The following is an 18,666-nucleotide window of genomic DNA, read 5'->3' on the forward strand; positions in this document are numbered from 1 at the left end:
CGCTAGTCCGCGGACGATTCTGGGACAATGGCGGCCGTGGCTGTTACGCCGATATCCCTGACCCCGGGCGTCCTCGCCGAGGCCCTGGTGGACCTGGGCGCCATCGCGCACAACGTGCGGGTGCTGCGCGAGCACGCCGGCAGCGCGCAGGTCATGGCCGTCGTCAAGGCCGACGGCTACGGACACGGCGCCACCCGGGTGGCCCAGACCGCGCTGGCCGCCGGGGCCGCCGAACTGGGCGTCGCCACCATCGACGAGGCGCTCGCGTTGCGCGCCGACGGCATCACCGCGCCGGTGCTGGCCTGGCTGCACCCGCCCGGCACCGACTTCGCGCCGGCCCTGCTGGGCGACGTGCAGATCGCGGTGTCCTCGGTCCGCCAGCTCGACGAGCTGCTCGACGCCGTGCGCCGGACCGGCCGCACCGCCACCGTCACCGTCAAGGTCGACACCGGCCTCAACCGCAACGGCGTCCCCCCGGCGCAGTATCCGGCGCTGCTCACCGCGCTGCGCCAGGCCGCCGCGCAGGACGCCGTGCGCCTGCGGGGGCTGATGTCGCACATGGTGTACGCCGACGCGCCCGACAAGTCCATCAACGACCTGCAGGCCCAGCGGTTCACCGGCTTCCTCGCCCAGGCCCGCGAGCACGGCGTGCGCTTCGAGGTGGCGCACCTGTCCAATTCCTCGGCGACCATGGCCCGTCCCGACCTCACCTTCGACCTGGTCCGCCCGGGCATTGCGGTCTACGGCCTCAGCCCCGTCCCGGGTCTGGGCGACATGGGACTGATTCCCGCCATGACCGTGAAATGCCCGGTGGCGCTGGTCAAGTCGATACGCGCCGGTGAGGGGGTGTCGTATGGGCACACCTGGATCGCGCCGCGCGACACCAACCTGGCCCTGTTGCCCATCGGCTACGCCGACGGGGTGTTCCGTTCACTCGGCGGGCGCCTGGAAGTGCTGATCAACGGTCAACGGCGCCGGGGGGTCGGGCGAATCTGCATGGACCAGTTCGTCGTCGACCTGGGGCCGGGAACGGTGGACGTCGCCGAAGGGGACGAGGCGATCCTGTTCGGGCCCGGCACCCGCGGCGAGCCCACCGCGCAGGACTGGGCCGACCTGCTCGACACCATCCACTACGAGGTGGTCACCAGCCCCCGCGGACGCATCACCCGAACCTATCGGGAGGCCGAAAACCGTTGAGCGCGCAAAATTCCGGCAAGCGTCCCAAGACGTGGCTTGCGGGTGGTGCGGGCTTGACCGCCGTCGCCACCATGGTCGGGGCCTCCGCCCGCCGATCGCTGGCCGACCGCGGCATCATCGCCGAAGACCCGTGGGCGAACGAGGATTTCGGACGGCTGGACAGTGACCGCAGCCAGGTCGTGACCACCGCCGACGGGGTGCCGTTGGCGGTGCGCGAAGCCGGTCCGGCCGACGCTCCGGTCACCGTCGTCTTCGTGCACGGATTCTGCCTTCGCATGGGCGCCTTTCACTTTCAGCGGGTGCGGCTGGGCGAACTGTGGGGCGACCAGGTGCGGATGGTCTTCTACGACCATCGCGGGCACGGTCAGTCGGGCCAAGCCGACCCCGAGACGTACACGTTGACCCAACTCGGGCAGGACCTGGAAACCATCCTGCAGGTCACCGCGCCGCGCGGGCTGATCGTGCTGGTCGGTCATTCGATGGGCGGCATGACTGTGCTCTCGCATGCCCGGCAGTTCCCGCAGCGATACGGCCGACGGATCATCGCCGCCGCGTTGATCTCCTCGGCGGCCGAAGGCGTGACCCGTTCGCCGCTCGGCGAATTCCTCAACAACCCTGCCCTGGAAGCCCTTCGCTTCGCCGCGCGGTCGGCGCCCAACCTCATGCACCGCGGTCGCAACGTGTCCCGGTCCCTGATGGGCCCGATATTGCGCGCCGCGTCCTACAGCGACCTACAGGTCAGCCGCAGCCTCGACGCGTTCAGCCAGCGCATGATGAACGACACCCCGATCGCCACGCTGGTGGGCTTTCTGCGCGCGTTGGAGGTGCACGACGAAACCGCCGGGCTGTGGACGCTGCTCAAGATCCCGACCCTGATCGCCTGCGGCGACCACGACCTGCTCACCCCGGACGAATACTCGCGGAAAATGGCCGCCTCCTTGCCGCTTTCCGAACTCGTCATCGTCCCCGGAGCCAGTCACCTGGCGCTGTTGGACAAACCCGAGGCCATCAACGACGGGTTGGTCCGCCTGGTCAACCGCGCGCTGCCGGGCAAGATGACGCTGCGTTACCGGCGCTTCCGGGAGAGGTTCCGGCGCCATGGCTAGTGCGGGTACGGCCACGCTCGAGCGCGTCGAGGACACCGTTGCGCTGGGCTGCCGGCTGGGCGAGCAACTGCGCGCCGGTGACGTGGTGGTGCTTTCCGGTCCGCTGGGAGCCGGAAAGACGGTGCTGGCCAAGGGAATTGCCGAAGCGATGGATGTCGACGGGCCGGTCACGTCACCGACCTACGTGTTGGCGCGGGTGCACCCGCCGCGGCGGCCCGGGGCGCCGGCGATGATTCACGTCGACGTCTACCGGTTGCTGGATGTGAGCACCGACCTGCTCGGGGAACTGGACTCCCTGGACCTCGACACCGACTTGGCGGACGCGGTGGTCGTCGTCGAATGGGGTGAGGGACTGGTCGAACGGCTCTCCGAGCGGCACCTCGACATTCGGCTCGAGCGGGTCAGCCACTCCGACGTGCGGATCGCGACCTGGGAGTGGGTGTCGTGAGCGTCGTACTCGCCCTGGACACCGCCACCCCGGCCGTCACCGCCGGGATCGTGCGGCGCGATGATCTGGCCGTCCTGGCCGAGCGAATCACCGTCGACGCCCGCGCGCACGCCGAACGGCTCACCCCGAATGTGTTGGCGGCGTTGGCCGATGCCGGGTTGAGCATGGCCGAGCTGGACGCCGTCGTGGTGGGCTGCGGACCTGGCCCGTTCACCGGTCTGCGGGCCGGCATGGCAACGGCCGCGGCCTACGGTCACGCCCTCGACATCCCGGTGTACGGGGTGTGCAGCCTGGACGCGATCGGGGGCCTGACCACCGGGGAGGTGCTCGTGGTCACCGATGCCCGTCGGCGCGAGGTGTACTGGGCGCGCTACCGCGACGGGGTCCGCACCGACGGGCCGGCGGTCAACGCCCCGGCCGACGTCGACCCGGGCCCGGCCCAGGCGGTCGCCGGCTCACCCGAGCACGCGGCGCTGTTCGATTTGCCGCGCCGCGGGCCGACCGCTCCCACGCCGGCCGGTTTGGTCCGCTCGGTCGACTGGTCCGCCGCACCGGAACCGCTGGTCGCGCTGTATCTGCGCCGCCCCGACGCCAAACCCCTGGCGACGCGCTCATGACCGCCCACGTCGACCCGGTCACCATCGGCGCGCTCACCCCCGGCGACGCAGCGCGGTGTGCGCAGCTGGAAGCTCAACTTTTCGACGGCGACGACCCGTGGCCCGCGGCGGCGTTTCACCGGGAGCTGGCCAGCACCCGCAACCACTACGTGGGCGCGCGCGTCGCCGACACACTGGTCGGCTACGCCGGCATCTCGAAGCTGGGCCGCACCCCGCCCTTCGAATACGAAATCCACACCATCGGCGTCGACCCGGAATACCAGGGCTGCGGCATCGGCCGTCAGCTGCTCACCGAACTGCTGGACTACGCCGACGGCGGCGTCGTCTTCCTGGAAGTCCGCACCGACAACGAGGCAGCCCTCGCGCTGTATCGCAGCGTCGGCTTCGAGCAGGTCGGCCTGCGCCGCCGCTACTACCGGGTCAGCGGCGCCGACGCCTACACGATGCGGCGGGACGCGCAATGACACGCGCCGGCGACGTTGCAGAGCGAAGCGATGAGGAGGAGCGGCGCCGATGACCGTTGTTCTGGCGATCGAAACCTCCTGCGACGAAACAGGAGTCGGCATTGCGCGCCTGGACGCCGACGGCACGGTGGCGTTGTTGGCCGACGAGGTGGCCTCCAGCGTCGAGGAACACGTGCGCTTCGGTGGGGTGGTGCCCGAGATCGCCTCCCGCGCCCACCTGGAAGCGCTGGGTCCGGCGATGCGCCGCGCGCTGGACACCGCCGGCATCGCCCGTCCCGACGTCGTCGCGGCCACCATCGGACCCGGCCTGGCCGGCGCCCTGTTGGTCGGCGTGGCCGCGGCCAAGGCCTACGCCGCGGCGTGGGACGTGCCCTTCTATGCCGTCAACCATCTGGGTGGACACCTGGCCGCCGACGTGTACCAGCACGGCCCGCTGCCCGAATGCGTGGCGCTGCTGGTCTCCGGCGGCCACACCCATCTGCTGCAGGTGCGCTCGCTGGGCGAGCCGATCGTCGAGTTGGGCAGCACGGTCGACGACGCCGCGGGCGAGGCCTACGACAAGGTGGCCCGCCTGCTGGGGCTGGGTTACCCGGGCGGCAAGGTGCTCGACGAGTTGGCCCGTACCGGCGACCGGGACGCCATCGTGTTTCCGCGGGGCATGACCGGACCGCGGGACGACCCGTACGCCTTCAGCTTCTCCGGGCTCAAGACCGCCGTCGCGCGCTATGTGGAAAGCCATCCCGACGCCCAGACCGCCGACGTCGCGGCCGGCTTCCAAGAGGCCGTCGCCGACGTGCTGACCAAGAAAGCGGTGCACGCGGCCACCGAACTCGGCGTATCGACCCTGCTGATCGCCGGGGGAGTGGCCGCCAACTCCCGGCTGCGCGAATTGGCGACCCAGCGCTGCGCGGCCGCGGGGCTGACCCTGCGCATCCCGCGGCCGCGGCTGTGCACCGACAACGGCGCCATGATCGCCGCCTTCGCCGCGCAGCTGGTGGCCGCAGGCGCCGCACCCTCGCCGTTGGATGTGCCCAGTGACCCCGGTCTTCCGGTGGTGAAAGGGCAGGTCGGCCGACCCGATTGAGGGAAGCAGCGAGGCGGCCTTGAGTGCTAGCACTCTCATGTATAGAGTGCTAGGTGGCATTCAGACAGCCCCTGTGTCGGCACCCGCGACGACGGCGCGAGGGCACGGACGAAAGCCGAAACACCTGGTAATTCGGCGGTTCGGGGTCGCCCCGGACCGACCGCCAACTGTGGTCGGGGCAACCGCCCCGGACCCGAGCTAATAAGTGGAGGGCTCCAATCGTGGCGAAGGTGAACATCAAGCCACTCGAGGACAAGATTCTCGTGCAGGCCAACGAGGCCGAGACCACGACCGCGTCCGGTCTGGTCATTCCTGACACCGCCAAGGAGAAGCCACAGGAGGGCACCGTCGTCGCAGTCGGACCCGGCCGGTGGGACGAGGACGGCGAGAAGCGGATTCCGCTGGACGTCTCCGAGGGTGACACCGTCATCTACAGCAAGTACGGCGGCACCGAGATCAAGTACGGCGGCGAGGAATACCTCATCTTGTCGGCGCGCGACGTGCTGGCTGTCGTCAACAAGTAAGACACCGTGTCCCGCCCCGGCGATCCCCGCGTATCCGCGCGGGTGATTTCCGGGGCGGCATGCGTTGTGGACAACTGGGCTAGAGGAGCCGCATGAGCAAGCTGATTGAGTACGACGAGACCGCGCGTCGTGGAATGGAAGCGGGCGTCAACAAGCTCGCCGACGCGGTCCGGGTCACCCTGGGCCCCCGCGGCCGACACGTGGTGCTGGCCAAGGCATTTGGTGGGCCGGCCGTCACCAACGACGGCGTCACCGTCGCCCGCGAGATCGACCTGGAAGACCCGTTTGAGAACCTCGGTGCTCAGCTGGTGAAGTCGGTGGCCACCAAGACCAACGACATCGCCGGCGACGGCACCACCACCGCCACCGTGCTGGCCCAGGCTCTGGTCAAGGCCGGCCTGCGCCTGGTTGCCGCCGGGGTGAACCCGATGGCGCTGGGCTCGGGCATCAGCAAGGCGGCCGACGCGGTGTCCGAAGCGCTGCTCGCCTCGGCCACGCCGGTGTCCGGCAAGGACGCCATCGCGCAGGTCGCCACGGTGTCCTCGCGCGACGAGCAGATCGGCGAGCTGGTCGGTGAAGCGATGAGCAAAGTCGGCGCCGACGGCGTCGTCAGCGTCGAAGAATCCTCGACGCTGAACACCGAGCTGGAGTTCACCGAGGGCGTCGGCTTCGACAAGGGCTTCCTGTCGGCCTACTTCGTGACCGACTTCGACGCCCAGGAAGCGGTGCTCGACGACCCGCTGATCCTGGTGCACCAGGACAAGATCAGCTCGCTGCCCGACCTGCTGCCGGTGCTGGAAAAGGTTGCCGAGTCGGGCAAGCCGCTGGTGATCATCGCCGAGGACGTCGAGGGCGAGGCGCTGGCCACCCTGGTCGTCAACTCCATCCGCAAGACGCTCAAAGCGGTGGCGGTCAAGGCACCCTACTTCGGCGACCGGCGCAAGGCCTTCCTGCAGGACCTGGCGATCGTGACCGGCGGTGAGGTCATCACGCCCGACGCCGGCATCCTGCTGCGGGAGGTCGGCCTCGAGGTGATGGGCTCGGCTCGCCGCGTGGTGGTCAGCAAGGACGAGACCATCATCGTCGACGGCGGTGGGACGGCCGACGCGGTCGCCAACCGGATCAAGCACCTGCGCGCCGAGATCGAGGCGAGTGACTCCGACTGGGACCGCGAGAAGCTGCAGGAGCGGCTGGCCAAGCTGGCCGGCGGGGTGGCCGTCATCAAGGTCGGCGCCGCCACCGACACCGCTCTCAAGGAGCGCAAGGAAAGCGTCGAGGACGCCGTGGCGGCGGCCAAGGCTGCCGTCGAGGAGGGCATCGTCGCCGGAGGTGGATCCGCGCTGATCCAGGCGCGCAAGGCGCTGACGCAACTGCGCGAGTCGCTGTCGGGGGACGAGGCCCTCGGCGTCGACGTGTTCTCCGAGGCGCTGGCCGCGCCGCTGTACTGGATTGCGACCAACGCCGGGCTCGACGGGGCGGTCGCGGTCCACAAGGTCAGCGAGCTACCGGCCGGACACGGGCTCAACGCCAGCGACCTGAGCTACGGCGACCTGGCCGGCCAGGGCATCATCGACCCGGTCAAGGTCACCCGCTCGGCGGTGCTCAACGCGTCCTCGGTGGCGCGGATGGTGCTCACCACCGAGACCGCGGTGGTCGAGAAGCCGGCCGAGGAGGCCGACGACCACGGCCACGGCCATCACCACCACTAAGGCAGTGACGCGAAACGCCTCCGGCTGCCGTTTGGCCGGGGGCGTTTTCGGTTGGATCATCGAGCGGGCAGCGATTGCGAAAAAGCCGCCGGAATGTCGCAGCGAGTTCACGTTCGACGGTGCAACGGTGGCATGATCGGGAACAACAGCCGCTCTGACGATTCAGATCTGAGGTATACCGTGGCGGGATTGCGCCAGAGGGTGCTGACAGCGGTTGCCGGGCAGCTCGGTCGGCCGCACGGTCTCGTTGGTCGCGGCGTAGCGCTACTGCTCAATCGCGGCAATCGTCAGGCGGTGGCCGGTGCCGTCGACGCGGCGGAAGCCGCAGCCGGGAACACAGTGGCCGACATTGGTTTTGGCGGTGGGCTAGGCCTTCAACTGCTCCTGCACAGAGTCGGTCCGCAGGGGAAAGTCCATGGCGTGGAGATCGCAGAGGACATGCTCGCGCATGCCCGGGCGCGCTTCGCCGCGCCGATCGCGGCCAGCTCACTAGTGCTTGAAAACGGTTCTCTGACCGCGTTGCCGATCGACGAAGAATCGCTGGACGCGGCGATCACCGTCAACACGGTGTACTTTGTTTCCGACCTTGACGCGGCCTGCGCCGAACTCGCCCGTGTTCTGCGACCCGGTGGCCGGGCCGTGTTAGGGATCGGCGATCCCGACGCGATGGCCCGCTTGCCGTTCACCGCATACGGGTTCACGCTTCGCCCGGTCGCTGAAGTCGTTGCCTCCCTGAAGAGATCGGGACTCGAGGAGGTAAAGCAGCGCCGCCTTGACGACGTGGCGATCCCACATCACTTGCTGATCGCTTCCGCCCTGCGGTAGATCGCTGCACGGCTGTTTCGTTTAGGGAGAGCGCAGCATGCAGGAGTTGTTAGAGCCCAACGATGACGATGCCCACGCCGATCACGATTGACCCCGCGAGAGACAGCAACAGGAAGCGTACGACCGCTTCCTTTGCTGCCGAGGCCTCGTGGTCGGCCGCCGCGATCGGCGCGAGTCTGCGGCCGGCGCCCCATACCGCTGCGAGCAGGGTCGCCACCCAGTTCGCGTAGGCGGAGTACACGAGAAGGACGACTGCGGTAACCGCCCAGGCGTTGGGCAAGTGGACGTGTGGCCAGAGCAGGCCGAGCAGCACCAGGAACATGCCGTTGAGGACGCCCTCGAGGTGGCTGGACAGGCCCATGCGCGGGTTCTTCAACGCAGAGACCACGAACCCCGTGAGCAGTCCAAGGAGAAACAGCACCAACCCGAGCCTGAACAGCAGCGTCTGCATGTCAGAAACACTAAGGGCGTCCGCCTGCGCCCACGCCACAACTGGTAATCCCTGTCCCTCGGTCGGCGGTGAGGGTTTGTCTAGTGGATCATGGTGCGGTGACGTCGCGTGACTCGTACCGATCCCTGTATCAGTCCTATCTCGAGTTCTGCAATGAGCACGATTTCGATTCCATGGCGTCGTTCTACACATCGACCATCACGGTCAACGGCGTTCCGATGGATCCGGCGACGGTCACCGAGCAGTTCGCGCCGCTGATTTCGGCGTTTCCCGATTGGTGCTGGGAGATTGACCATTTCGTTGCCGACGACGACACCATCGTCGTGCACTTCACGGTCACCGGCACGCACCGGGGAACGTTCCAGGGCATCGAGGCGACGGGTCGGCGAGTGAGCTTCCCGGAGTTCACTCTGTATCGGCTCGAGGAGGGCAAGTTTGCCGAGGTCTGGGATCTCGTCGACATGCATGCGTTGCTGCAGCAGATCAGTTGAGGGGTGTCGCAACGGCTGACGACGTTTAGTGTCGCGGCATGGAGCGCATCTGGCAGTGGGCGTGGGATCGGTACGGAGCAAGGTACTCGTGGGCGATCTGCGCGGTCACGGTGTCCGTGTTACTTCCCATCTACCTTGTCTTGTCGTGTGTCGTGGTGGCATATGAGAAGTCTGGTCACTACGTCGAGGCGGTTGCCACCACCGTGGTGGCCGTGCCCGTCTTGGTATACGCGATGGTCGAGCCCGGCCTGGGTCACAGCCGCCTGTTAGAGCGGTGGGCGGCCGGTCACCAGGTCGATCGGGCGGCAGTGTTGGAGTCCACCTACATCTGGGCTAGACGAGTTGTCGCGCGGGCCGTGGTGAGTGGGACCGTCTGGACCGCTTTGCTATTCGTCGCTGTGGGGGTGATCGCCGGGGCACCCGGGTCGCGGCTGGTGCAGTACGGGATCCTCGGCGCGGCCATGGGAGCTGCCATTCAACTGATTGCTGTGCACAGCTTCGTGGAAACAGCGCTGCGGCCGGTCCGGATCGGTATCGCAGGTGACACCGGGATCGGTGACGCCCTGCCCCGCTCTCGCCCCACCTTCGCCACGTGGTCGAACATGGCCATGCTGGCGGTCGTGTTCGCGTTTGCGGTGGGAGGCGCTTTTCTGGAGGCGGTTTTCGATCAGGCCAGCGAAGTTCCCGTGTTTGCCGTCGTCATCGGCTGTGCCTTGACGGTCGGATTCGCGGTGCCGATAACGGTGGGTGCATCGTTTGCTCCGTCCCTGCGTCCCATCCGCGACCTCGCCGACGGTACCGAACGCGTGGCGGCCGGCAATTACAGTCAACGCCTTCCGGTGGTGCAGGATGACGACCTTGGTGCGCTGGCGGCGTCGTTCAACCGCATGCAGGCCGGTTTGGTTGAGCGGCAACGGCTTCAGGCGGCGTTCGGAACTTACGTAGACCCGGTGCTGGCGGCGCGACTACTTGCCCAGGGTGACGACGTCTTCACCGGTGAACGTCGGGAGGTGACAGTGATGTTCGTGGATGTCCGCGACTTCACCTCGTTCGCTGAGGCCAACAGCGCCGAGGACACCGTCGGCCGCCTCAACGCCCTGTTCGAGATAGTCGTGCCTGCGGTCGTCGAGGCCGGCGGACACGTGAACAAATTCCTCGGCGACGGCGCGTTGGCCGTCTTCGGTGCGCCGAACGACCTGACCGATCATGCCGACGCGGCGGTGAGTGCCGCCGTGCTGATTCACCGTCTCGTCGTCGATCGATTCGAGGGCGCACTTCGGATCGGCATTGGGATCAACACCGGTGTGGTCATCGCCGGCACCATCGGCGGCGGCGGAAAGCTGGAGTTCACCCTCATCGGTGACACCGTCAACGTGGCTGCCCGCGTCGAGCAGCTGACCAAGACCACCGGGGACGCGACACTTCTGACCCAGCGATCCGTTGACGCCCTGGCTGCTCGTCCGACGGAACTCATCGACCGGGGTTCCCATGCCGTCAAGGGAAAGTCGGCCCCCATAAGGGTTTTCAGCCTGGACGCCGTCAGCGGCCGGGCGCAAGGGTAGTCGTCGTCACGTCCTTCGGTAGCGATGTGACGGTCGGAGTGGTGCTGGTGACCGTGACGGTGCTGGTACTGGTACTGGTGCTGGTCGACGCCGGCGGCACGATGGCCGTGGTGGTGCTGGTGGTCACCGTGGTTGACGTCGTGGTGGACGAGGTCGTCGTCGCGGTGGCCGCGGCAATCACACCGCAGGCCACCCGTTTACCGTTGTCGCCGGCCGGGCCGACGCCCAGGTTCTGCGCAGTCTGGTGGATCACCAGTGCAGTGCCCGAGCTGTTCCGCAGGTCCGCGGCGGTGAACAAGGTGCTGGTGGTGACCAGTTTCGCCGAGCCGTCGTTGCGCACCTGCAAAGCGGTCAGTTCGCCGCTGGCGGGATAACCCGTGTGGTTGGGCGCCTGGTACACATCTCCGGCGGATTCGAAGTCCCCCGGCGCGCTTTCGCATTTGCCCACGGAGTGGATTTGCAGGGCGTGGAAACCGGGGGTCAAGACTTGATTCGGGCCGGCCTCCACGGTCACCGTCGCGTAACCGTTCGCGAATTCGATTGTGGCGGTGCCGACTTGACTACCGTCGGCGCCTTTGAGCTGGGTGGTCATCCGTTCGGTGCCGGGCGGCGCGCTCGACGACGGCGACGTCGTTGGCTGGCCGCTGTTCTGGTTGGTGCACGCACTTAACGGTGTGATGGCGGTCAGGACAGCGACCGCGCAGGCTGCGCCCTTCTTCATGCGGCGGTCCTACCCGGAATCGCCGATTTGCAAACTCCGGCTCACCCGGGCGGGACTATCTCCCCGCCTGGCCGCGTTGCACTAAGGCGTGACTATTCGACTCGGACTGCAGATTCCCAACTTCTCCTACGGCACGCCCGTCGCCGAACTGTTTCCCGCCGTCATCGCCCAGGCGCAGGAGGCGCAGGCAGCCGGATTCGACACGGTCCTGCTGATGGACCACTTCTACCAGCTGCCCGGATTGGGTGAGCCCGACGAACCCATGTTGGAGGCCTATACCGCGCTGGGCGCGTTGGCCACCGCCACCGACGGAATTCAGTTGTCGACGTTGGTAACCGGCAATACCTACCGCAATCCGACTCTGCTCGCCAAAGTGATCACCACCTTGGATGTCATCAGTGCGGGCCGGGCCATCCTCGGTATCGGAGCGGGCTGGTTCGAGCTGGAACACCAGCAGCTGGGCTTCGACTTCGACACGTTCACCGAGCGCTTCGAGAAGCTGGAGGAGGCGCTGCAGATCATCATCCCGATGGTGCACGGCGAGCGCCCCACCTTCTCCGGCAAGTGGTATCACACCGAGAGCGCGATCAACGAGCCCCGCTTCCGGGACCACATTCCGGTCATGCTTGGCGGCAGCGGTGAGAAGAAGACGTTCCGACTGGCCGCCCGCTACGCCGACCACCTCAACCTGATTGCCGACATCGACCAGTTGCCCGCCAAGCTCGACGTGCTGCGGCAGCGGTGCGCCGAAATCGACCGGGATCCAGCGACTTTGGAGACCAGCACGCTGCTCACGGTGGTGCTCGACGAATACGATGCGCCCAGCGACATGGGTGAGGCCCGTGGCGGGCGGGCGGTTCGCGGCACGCCGGATCAGGTGGCCGAGGAGATCAAGCGGCGGGTGCTCGACCCTGGCATCGACGGCGTCGTCGTCAACCTGCCGACGCACGGCTACACACCCGGCGTCATCACCAAGGTTGGGGAGGCGCTCAAGCCGCTGGTCGACGCCTAGTCGGCGCCGCCTGGGCCAGGCCAAGGTGTTTGCTTTTGCCCGCCTCCGCGCGACAAGCGAGAACTCTGCGCCCATTGTCGCGCAGAGGTGGGCAAAAGCGATGCCCACCAACGGAGGGCTGATGTGACGAGTGTGGTCGCCCGTACAGGCGGGCCGGTAGCGCGCGCTACGCCGTGCGGCGGATACCGCGCGTCCGGCCGAGGCTGCCCTTGAGCAGCAGGTCACGCTCGGACTCCGACAGTCCGCCCCACACGCCGTACGGCTCGCCGACCTCCAGCGCGTGCGAACGGCACTCGTTGATCACCGGGCAGCGGCGGCACATTTCCTTGGCGCGCTGTTCGCGTTGCATGCGGGCACGGCCGCGCTCGCCGTCGGGGTGGAAGAACATCGATGAGTCGACGCCACGGCACACGCCCTGCAATTGCCAGTTCCAGATATCGGCGTTTGGTCCCGGTAGTTGCTCCGGCTGTGGCATTGGTGGATCCTTCCTGCACGGCACGGCGTCAGGGTCACGAACGCGATTGTGCAACTGAATTTGCCAGTGGCGTCACCGATGACTACCAGTCACAGTAGACGCTAGGTCGGCGGCAGAATTTCCGTCAATAGGCGCCCCATGTGATGAAATGCGAGGCCGTTGTATGAGAATTAACGTCTCGTTCATCTGTGGCGACTTTCCCGATGCCTAGCTGTGCTAACCGGACACCGTGGTTACGGCGTTTCCCCAGTTCAAGCACTCGTGTGCGCGGGCCGAAATTGGCGTAACAGAGTCCGCAAGTAATATTCTGGTAACACAGAAAGCACAAAGTTTTTACGATTGAGGCGGGCAGCTATCACGGTGATCCAAACTCGTCTCACTTCGACGGTCGAAGCATCGCTGGCGAATGCGGCGTTCGGCACCAGTCCGGACACCTGGCCCCTGCCGGCGGCGACCACCGCGCGCCAGTTGTGGCTGCGTGCCGTGGCCGCCGGCGGGCAGGGACGTTACGGCAGCGCGCACAGCGATTTGGCGCAGTTGCGCCGCCAGGTCCGCGCCGGCACCGGATCGCAAGCCCCGTTGGCGTCGTTGGCGCACAGCACGCAGGCATCGTTTCTGCGGCAGCTGGGCTGGCACGCCCTGGCCCGGGGCTGGGACGGCCGGGCCCTGGCGCTGGCCGGAACGGATCGCGAGGCCCGCGCCGATGCGCTTGTTGGTCTGGCCGCCGATGCCCTGGGCGTCGGCCGCTTCGCTGCTGCCGCGACACTGTTGACCCGCGCCGACGCCGACGAGCTGACCGACCGGTTGGCGGTGCGCCGGCGTTGGGTGGGGGCGGAGTTGGCGATGGCCACCGGAGCCGGGACCACGGCCGTCGGCTACGCGGAGGAAGCGGTCGAGCTCGCGCGACCCCTCGCCTCGGCGCGGCACCGGGTCAAGAGTGACGTCGTGCTGGCCGCGGCGCTGTGCAGCGCCGGCGCCGTCGAGCGGGCTCGGGCCGTCGGGGAGGACGCGTTGCGGGCCAGTGGAGAGCTCGGCTTGATTCCGCTGCGTTGGGCGGTTTCCTGCTTGCTCATCGATATCGGAAGCGTCACGATTTCGACACATCAGGTAGGCGAAATTCGGGATATCTGTGCAGGTCAGGTGCGACGCGCCGGGGGAACGTGGCGTTCCGCTTGAAACGGCCCGCGGCCGTTATTGTCATGTCGGTGACTTAGCCCGGGATGTGTCCGGTTCGTAACGTTGGAGATATCGCCGTCGATGACAATTCAAGGTGAACGTCTCGACGCTGTGGTTGCGGAGGCCGTGGCTGGAGACCGGAACGCGCTTCGGGAGGTGCTGGAGACCATCCGTCCGATCGTTGTCCGATACTGCCGAGCGCGGGTCGGCACCGTCGAGCGGAGTGGCCTATCAGCCGATGACGTGGCACAGGAGGTGTGTTTGGCCACAATCACCGCGCTGCCGCGCTACCGCGACCGAGGCCGCCCCTTTCTGGCCTTCCTCTACGGCATCGCCGCACACAAAGTTGCCGACGCCCACCGCGCCGCCGGCCGTGACCTTGCCTATCCCGCCGAAGAAGTGCCCGAGCGCCGCTCGGCCGAAGCCGGCCCGGAACAAATGGCCATCGAAGCGGAATCAGTGAGCCGGATGAACGAAATGCTCGAAGTATTGCCCGCCAAGCAACGCGAGATTTTGATCCTGCGGGTAGTCGTGGGCTTGAGCGCCGAAGAGACCGCGGCCGCCGTCGGAAGCACCACCGGCGCGGTCCGGGTGGCACAGCACCGCGCGCTGCAGCGGCTGAAAGACGAGATTGTTGCGGCAGGTGACTATGCCTGAGTTCGACCCCCGGCTGGATGAACTGGCGCGCACCGACCTGCTGTTGGATGCGCTGGCCGAACGTGACGACTTCCGCCTCGACGACCCCAATGACGATGCACTGGCGGCGCTGCTGGGGGAGTGGCGCGACGACCTGCGGTGGCCGCCGGCCAGCGCGTTGGTGTCCCAGGACGAGGCCGAGGCGGCCCTGCTGGCCGGGATGGCCGAACGCCGACGCTCGCGGCGTGGGGTGACCGCCGTCGGTTCGGTGGCGGCATCGGTGTTGCTGCTCAGTGGTTTTGGCGCGGTGGTGGCCGACGCTCGCCCCGGCGACCTGCTCTACGGCCTGCACGCCATGATGTTCAACGAGCCGCGAGTCAGCGACGACCAGATCGAGTTGTCCGCCAAAGCCGATCTGGCAAAGGTCGAGCAGATGATCGCCCAAGGTCAGTGGGCTCAGGCCCAGACCCAGCTGGCTGAGGTCAGCACCAGCGTGCAGTCGGTCAACGACGGCAGCCGGCGGCAGTTCCTGCTCGACGAGGTCAACCAGCTCAACACCAAGGTGGAAAAGCACGACCCGAACGCGACGGCCCCGTTGGCGCCGGCCCCGGAATCCACCCCGCTGACCACGACACCGCCGCGAGCGAGCACCACCGCGCCATCGACTCCCACGACTCAGGCCACGACTCAGCCCACCCTGACGCCCACCACAACAGCCACGACAACGCCGCACACCACCGCGACGACGCCGCCCACCACATCAGCGACGGACACCCCGACGACAACGTCGAAACACCGGCACCGGCACGGCAGCACGTCGACGACGGCGCCGGAGTCACCGGCGCCGTAACAGAATCAGGAATCTAGTGGCGGCGGAAGCCGTCGGCGTCTGACGTCGCTTCGTTGAGCGAGGCGTCGGCATATCCCCGGCAGTAGTCCCACGTCACATACGCGTCGGGCTCGGGGTCGTAGGCGGGCTCGTGCGGGCGGACGGTGCCATCGATGAGCAGCTGCAGCAGGTTGGCGCGCAACATGTCCCAGTCGTGATAGTGGTCTTGCTGACATTCGTCGCAGCACACCACCAGTCCGCGAATCCCCCGGTGCGCCAGCAGTGCCTCGTACACGGCGAGATCGGCCAGATCGGCCTCCACCGCCAGGCGTTCCTGCTGATCAAGGGGCTGACCGGGTTCCACGGCCTCCAGTGCGGCCGACGGGTCGCAGGGGTCGTCGGCGAATGGATCAGGCGGCAAACCCGGCGGGAGGTGGTCACGCACGCTTCCACCCTACGCAAATGGGTGCTCATAACGCCAGAATTTGACCGCGTGGCGCATCTATAGCGGGGCCGGATCGGCGGCGCGCAGAGCAGATGGCGCGGGGCCGCCTCCACTTAGCCGATAAGATGGTTTTTTCCACTCACGCATGCGTATGGAGGGCCTCCCGATGACCCGTGGCATGTCCCACTTGGAAGACAGCCCTTTCGTGCGCGTTGACGGTCTGGCCAGCGACCCGGTGCCCACGGGAGGCGACGACCCGCACAAAATCGCGATGCTGGGCCTGACGTTCGACGACGTCTTGTTGTTGCCCGCCGCATCCGATGTGGTGCCCGCCGCGGCGGACACCTCCAGCCAGCTGACCAAGAAGATCAGGCTCAAGGTCCCCCTGGTCAGCTCCGCGATGGACACCGTCACCGAGTCCCGCATGGCCATCGCGATGGCGCGCGCCGGCGGCATGGGCGTGCTGCACCGCAACCTGCCCGTCGCCGAACAGGCCGGCCAGGTCGAGATGGTGAAGCGTTCCGAAGCCGGCATGGTCACCGATCCGGTCACCTGCCGCCCCGACGCCACTCTGGCTCAGGTCGACGCGATGTGCGCGCGGTTCCGCATCTCGGGCCTGCCGGTGGTCGACGACTCCGGCGCGCTGGTCGGCATCATCACCAACCGCGACATGCGGTTCGAGGTCGACCAGTCCAAGCACGTCGCCGAGGTGATGACCAAGGCCCCGCTGATCACCGCCCAGGAGGGCGTCAGCGCGTCGGCGGCCCTCGGACTGTTGCGCCGCAACAAGATCGAGAAACTGCCCATTGTCGATGGCAGCGGCAAGCTGACCGGGCTGATCACCGTCAAGGACTTCGTCAAGACCGAACAGCACCCGCTGGCCACCAAGGACAGCGACGGGCGGCTGCTGGTCGGTGCGGCGGTCGGTGTCGGAGGCGACGCCTGGGTGCGCGCGATGATGCTGGTCGACGCCGGGGTGGACGTGCTGATCGTGGACACCGCCCACGCCCACAACCGGTTGGTCCTGGACATGGTCGGCAAGCTCAAGGCCGAGGTCGGCGACCGGGTCGAGGTGATCGGCGGCAACGTCGCCACCCGATCGGCCGCTGCCGCGCTGGTCGACGCCGGAGCCGACGCGGTGAAGGTGGGCGTGGGACCGGGCTCCATCTGCACCACCCGGGTGGTGGCCGGGGTCGGCGCGCCGCAGATCACCGCGATCCTGGAAGCCGTCGCGGTGTGCGGCCCGGCGGGCGTGCCGGTGATCGCCGACGGCGGGCTGCAGTACTCGGGCGACATCGCCAAGGCGCTGGCCGCGGGTGCGTCGACCGCCATGCTGGGTTCGCTGCTGGCCGGCACCGCCGAAGCGCCCGGTGAGCTGATCTTCGTCAATGGCAAGCAGTACAAGAGCTATCGCGGCATGGGATCGCTGGGCGCCATGGCGGGCCGGGGCTCCGGGGCCGCGGGGAAGTCCTACTCCAAGGACCGCTACTTCGCCGACGACGCGCTCTCCGAGGACAAGCTGGTGCCCGAGGGCATCGAGGGCCGGGTGCCGTTCCGCGGACCGCTGTCTTCGGTCATCCACCAGCTGACCGGCGGGCTGCGCGCGGCCATGGGCTACACCGGCTCGCCGACCATCGAGGTGCTGCAGCAGGCGCAGTTCGTCCGCATCACGCCGGCGGGGCTCAAGGAGAGTCACCCGCACGACGTCGCGATGACGGTCGAGGCCCCCAACTACTACGCCCGCTGAGACGCGACCATGGTCGAAATCGGCATGGGCCGCACTGCCCGCCGCACATATGAACTCAGCGAAGTCAGCATCGTGCCCTCCCGGCGCACCCGTTCGTCGCAGGACGTGTCCACCGCCTGGCAACTAGACGCCTACCGGTTCGAGATCCCGGTGCTGGCGCACCCCACCGATGCCCTGGTGTCGCCGGAGTTCGCGATCGAGTTGGGCCGCCTGGGCGGCCTGGCCGTCCTCAACGGCGAGGGGTTGATCGGCCGGCACTCCGATGTGGAGGCCAAGATCGCCCAGCTCGTCGAGGCCGCCAGCAAGGAGCCCGAACCCGCCGCCGCCATCCGGCTGCTGCAGGAGCTGCACGCGGCACCGTTGAACCCCGACCTGCTGGGTGCGGCAGTGGCCCGCATCCGCGAGGCCGGCGTCATCACCGCGGTGCGGGTCAGCCCGCAAAACGCCCAGGCGCTCACACCGGTCCTGGTTGCGGCCGGCATCGACCTGCTGGTCATCCAAGGCACCATCGTCTCCGCGGAGCGGGTCGCCAGCGACGGAGAGCCGCTGAACCTCAAGACCTTTATCGCCGAGCTGGACATCCCCGTGGTCGCCGGCGGCGTCATCGACCACCGCACCGCCCTGCATCTGATGCGCACCGGCGCCGCCGGCGTCATCGTCGGGTACGGCTCCACCCGCGGGGTCACCACCAGCGACGAGGTGCTGGGTATCAGCGTGGCGATGGCCACCGCGATCGCCGATGCCGCCGCCGCGCGGCGGGAGTACCTCGACGAAACCGGCGGGCGCTACGTGCATGTACTCGCCGACGGCGACATCCACACCTCCGGCGAGCTGGCCAAGGCCATCGCCTGCGGGGCGGACGCGGTAGTGCTGGGCACGCCGCTGGCCGAATCCGCCGAGGCGCTGGGCGAAGGCTGGTTCTGGCCGGCCGCGGCGGCGCACCCGTCACTGCCGCGCGGGGCGTTGCTGCAGATCGCCGTCGGGGAGCGGCCGCCGCTGGAGCGAGTGCTCAACGGGCCGTCCGACGACCCGTTCGGCACCCTCAATCTGGTTGGCGGGCTACGCCGGTCGATGGCGAAGGCCGGTTACTGCGATCTCAAGGAATTTCAGAAGGTCGGTCTGACCGTCGGCGCCTGACAAGCCCATA

The 18,666-nt window shown here is 67.8% G+C and carries 21 protein-coding genes; 17 read left to right on the forward strand and 4 right to left on the reverse strand.

Annotation, left to right across the window (positions count from 1 at the left end; translation table 11 throughout):
• The first annotated feature begins 36 nt into the window (after positions 1–36).
• The 9 genes from alr (at position 37) to I2456_RS05750 (ending at position 7,974) form a co-directional block, all read left to right on the forward strand.
• Positions 37–1,197: an alanine racemase gene (gene alr, locus I2456_RS05710; protein WP_139823105.1), complete on the forward strand. Its 1,161-nt coding sequence runs from the start codon at positions 37–39 to the stop codon at positions 1,195–1,197.
• A gap of 53 nt (positions 1,198–1,250) precedes the next feature.
• Entirely contained in the window at positions 1,251–2,303 is a 1,053-nt protein-coding gene (locus I2456_RS05715; RefSeq protein ID WP_116672512.1) for an alpha/beta fold hydrolase, read from the forward strand.
• Positions 2,296–2,751 carry a tRNA (adenosine(37)-N6)-threonylcarbamoyltransferase complex ATPase subunit type 1 TsaE gene (tsaE, locus tag I2456_RS05720; protein WP_068033751.1) on the forward strand — a complete coding sequence of 152 codons (456 nt, stop codon included), beginning with the start codon at positions 2,296–2,298 and terminating at the stop codon, positions 2,749–2,751. Before I2456_RS05715 ends, tsaE begins: the two co-directional genes overlap by 8 nt.
• Positions 2,748–3,368 (forward strand): tRNA (adenosine(37)-N6)-threonylcarbamoyltransferase complex dimerization subunit type 1 TsaB, encoded by a 621-nt coding sequence (gene tsaB, locus I2456_RS05725; RefSeq protein WP_085073769.1) that lies wholly within the window; start codon positions 2,748–2,750, stop codon positions 3,366–3,368. Before tsaE ends, tsaB begins: the two co-directional genes overlap by 4 nt.
• Positions 3,365–3,832 (forward strand): ribosomal protein S18-alanine N-acetyltransferase, encoded by a 468-nt coding sequence (rimI, locus tag I2456_RS05730; RefSeq protein WP_085073723.1) that lies wholly within the window; start codon positions 3,365–3,367, stop codon positions 3,830–3,832. The genes tsaB and rimI overlap by 4 nt, the downstream gene beginning before the upstream one ends.
• A 49-nt stretch (positions 3,833–3,881) precedes the next feature.
• On the forward strand, positions 3,882–4,916 hold the full coding sequence (gene tsaD, locus I2456_RS05735) for a tRNA (adenosine(37)-N6)-threonylcarbamoyltransferase complex transferase subunit TsaD (RefSeq protein WP_068158817.1): 1,035 nt from the start codon (positions 3,882–3,884) through the stop codon (positions 4,914–4,916).
• Between the two features lie 221 nt (positions 4,917–5,137).
• Positions 5,138–5,440 carry a co-chaperone GroES gene (groES, locus tag I2456_RS05740; RefSeq protein ID WP_036352908.1) on the forward strand — a complete coding sequence of 101 codons (303 nt, stop codon included), beginning with the start codon at positions 5,138–5,140 and terminating at the stop codon, positions 5,438–5,440.
• A 92-nt stretch (positions 5,441–5,532) separates the two neighbouring features.
• A complete protein-coding gene (groL, locus tag I2456_RS05745; protein ID WP_085073724.1) occupies positions 5,533–7,149 on the forward strand; it encodes a chaperonin GroEL in 1,617 nt (538 codons plus the stop codon).
• 132 nt (positions 7,150–7,281) lie between these two features.
• The gene (locus I2456_RS05750) at positions 7,282–7,974 is read left to right on the forward strand and encodes a class I SAM-dependent methyltransferase (protein ID WP_085073725.1); all 693 of its coding nucleotides are present in this window, start codon (positions 7,282–7,284) and stop codon (positions 7,972–7,974) included.
• Positions 7,975–8,023: 49 nt separating this feature from the next.
• Here the strand turns inward: I2456_RS05750 and I2456_RS05755 are convergent, their stop codons facing one another.
• The gene (locus tag I2456_RS05755; protein WP_068033986.1) at positions 8,024–8,425 is read right to left on the reverse strand and encodes a styrene oxide isomerase; all 402 of its coding nucleotides are present in this window, start codon (positions 8,423–8,425) and stop codon (positions 8,024–8,026) included.
• Positions 8,426–8,523: 98 nt separating this feature from the next.
• Between I2456_RS05755 and I2456_RS05760 the strand changes: the two genes are divergently transcribed.
• The gene (locus I2456_RS05760) at positions 8,524–8,916 is read left to right on the forward strand and encodes an ester cyclase (RefSeq protein WP_163703778.1); all 393 of its coding nucleotides are present in this window, start codon (positions 8,524–8,526) and stop codon (positions 8,914–8,916) included.
• A gap of 38 nt (positions 8,917–8,954) precedes the next feature.
• Entirely contained in the window at positions 8,955–10,478 is a 1,524-nt protein-coding gene (locus I2456_RS05765; RefSeq protein ID WP_085073727.1) for an adenylate/guanylate cyclase domain-containing protein, read from the forward strand.
• Here I2456_RS05765 and I2456_RS05770 read toward each other — a convergent pair.
• Positions 10,456–11,199, reverse strand: a complete 744-nt coding sequence (locus I2456_RS05770) for a superoxide dismutase family protein (protein ID WP_085073728.1) — start codon at positions 11,197–11,199, stop codon at positions 10,456–10,458. The two genes, I2456_RS05765 and I2456_RS05770, sit on opposite strands and share 23 nt — an antisense overlap.
• A gap of 88 nt (positions 11,200–11,287) precedes the next feature.
• Between I2456_RS05770 and I2456_RS05775 the strand changes: the two genes are divergently transcribed.
• On the forward strand, positions 11,288–12,211 hold the full coding sequence (locus I2456_RS05775; protein WP_068033733.1) for an LLM class F420-dependent oxidoreductase: 924 nt from the start codon (positions 11,288–11,290) through the stop codon (positions 12,209–12,211).
• A gap of 166 nt (positions 12,212–12,377) precedes the next feature.
• Here I2456_RS05775 and I2456_RS05780 read toward each other — a convergent pair whose 3' ends face one another.
• Positions 12,378–12,686, reverse strand: coding sequence for a WhiB family transcriptional regulator (locus I2456_RS05780; protein WP_068033731.1), 309 nt, complete (start codon positions 12,684–12,686; stop codon positions 12,378–12,380).
• Between the two features lie 360 nt (positions 12,687–13,046).
• Here I2456_RS05780 and I2456_RS05785 point away from each other — a divergent pair, with 360 nt between their 5' ends.
• The 3 genes from I2456_RS05785 (at position 13,047) to I2456_RS05795 (ending at position 15,348) form a co-directional block, all read left to right on the forward strand.
• The gene (locus I2456_RS05785) at positions 13,047–13,862 is read left to right on the forward strand and encodes a hypothetical protein (RefSeq protein WP_085073729.1); all 816 of its coding nucleotides are present in this window, start codon (positions 13,047–13,049) and stop codon (positions 13,860–13,862) included.
• A gap of 81 nt (positions 13,863–13,943) precedes the next feature.
• A complete protein-coding gene (gene sigD / locus I2456_RS05790) occupies positions 13,944–14,519 on the forward strand; it encodes an ECF RNA polymerase sigma factor SigD (protein ID WP_068033728.1) in 576 nt (191 codons plus the stop codon).
• Entirely contained in the window at positions 14,512–15,348 is an 837-nt protein-coding gene (locus I2456_RS05795; RefSeq protein WP_139823106.1) for an anti-sigma-D factor RsdA, read from the forward strand. Before sigD ends, I2456_RS05795 begins: the two co-directional genes overlap by 8 nt.
• 13 nt (positions 15,349–15,361) lie before the next feature.
• On the opposite strand, the gene I2456_RS05800 is transcribed toward I2456_RS05795, so the two are convergent.
• On the reverse strand, positions 15,362–15,772 hold the full coding sequence (locus I2456_RS05800) for a DUF5319 domain-containing protein (RefSeq protein ID WP_067414054.1): 411 nt from the start codon (positions 15,770–15,772) through the stop codon (positions 15,362–15,364).
• A gap of 166 nt (positions 15,773–15,938) precedes the next feature.
• Between I2456_RS05800 and guaB the strand changes: the two genes are divergently transcribed.
• Together guaB and I2456_RS05810 are read left to right on the forward strand one after the other, a co-directional pair.
• A complete protein-coding gene (gene guaB, locus I2456_RS05805; protein WP_068033984.1) occupies positions 15,939–17,519 on the forward strand; it encodes an IMP dehydrogenase in 1,581 nt (526 codons plus the stop codon).
• Positions 17,520–17,528: 9 nt separating this feature from the next.
• Positions 17,529–18,656 (forward strand): GuaB3 family IMP dehydrogenase-related protein, encoded by a 1,128-nt coding sequence (locus I2456_RS05810; RefSeq protein WP_085073730.1) that lies wholly within the window; start codon positions 17,529–17,531, stop codon positions 18,654–18,656.
• Positions 18,657–18,666 lie beyond the last annotated feature (10 nt).

This window comes from Mycobacterium kubicae (genome assembly GCF_015689175.1).
GTDB lineage: Bacteria > Actinomycetota > Actinomycetes > Mycobacteriales > Mycobacteriaceae > Mycobacterium > Mycobacterium kubicae.

Excerpts from the sequence above, each read along its gene's own strand:
- sigD (WP_068033728.1), top strand. The coding sequence starts at position 13,944 with ATGACAATTCAAGGTGAACGTCTCGACGCTGTGGTTGCGGAGGCCGTG.
- I2456_RS05795 (WP_139823106.1), top strand. The coding sequence starts at position 14,512 with ATGCCTGAGTTCGACCCCCGGCTGGATGAACTGGCGCGCACCGACCTG.
- I2456_RS05750 (WP_085073725.1), top strand. The coding sequence starts at position 7,282 with ATGATCGGGAACAACAGCCGCTCTGACGATTCAGATCTGAGGTATACC.
- I2456_RS05810 (WP_085073730.1), top strand. The coding sequence starts at position 17,529 with ATGGTCGAAATCGGCATGGGCCGCACTGCCCGCCGCACATATGAACTC.
- tsaD (WP_068158817.1), top strand. The coding sequence starts at position 3,882 with ATGACCGTTGTTCTGGCGATCGAAACCTCCTGCGACGAAACAGGAGTC.
- I2456_RS05770 (WP_085073728.1), bottom strand. The coding sequence starts at position 11,199 with ATGAAGAAGGGCGCAGCCTGCGCGGTCGCTGTCCTGACCGCCATCACA.
- I2456_RS05780 (WP_068033731.1), bottom strand. The coding sequence starts at position 12,686 with ATGCCACAGCCGGAGCAACTACCGGGACCAAACGCCGATATCTGGAAC.
- tsaE (WP_068033751.1), top strand. The coding sequence starts at position 2,296 with ATGGCTAGTGCGGGTACGGCCACGCTCGAGCGCGTCGAGGACACCGTT.
- groL (WP_085073724.1), top strand. The coding sequence starts at position 5,533 with ATGAGCAAGCTGATTGAGTACGACGAGACCGCGCGTCGTGGAATGGAA.
- I2456_RS05755 (WP_068033986.1), bottom strand. The coding sequence starts at position 8,425 with ATGCAGACGCTGCTGTTCAGGCTCGGGTTGGTGCTGTTTCTCCTTGGA.
- I2456_RS05765 (WP_085073727.1), top strand. The coding sequence starts at position 8,955 with ATGGAGCGCATCTGGCAGTGGGCGTGGGATCGGTACGGAGCAAGGTAC.
- rimI (WP_085073723.1), top strand. The coding sequence starts at position 3,365 with ATGACCGCCCACGTCGACCCGGTCACCATCGGCGCGCTCACCCCCGGC.
- guaB (WP_068033984.1), top strand. The coding sequence starts at position 15,939 with ATGACCCGTGGCATGTCCCACTTGGAAGACAGCCCTTTCGTGCGCGTT.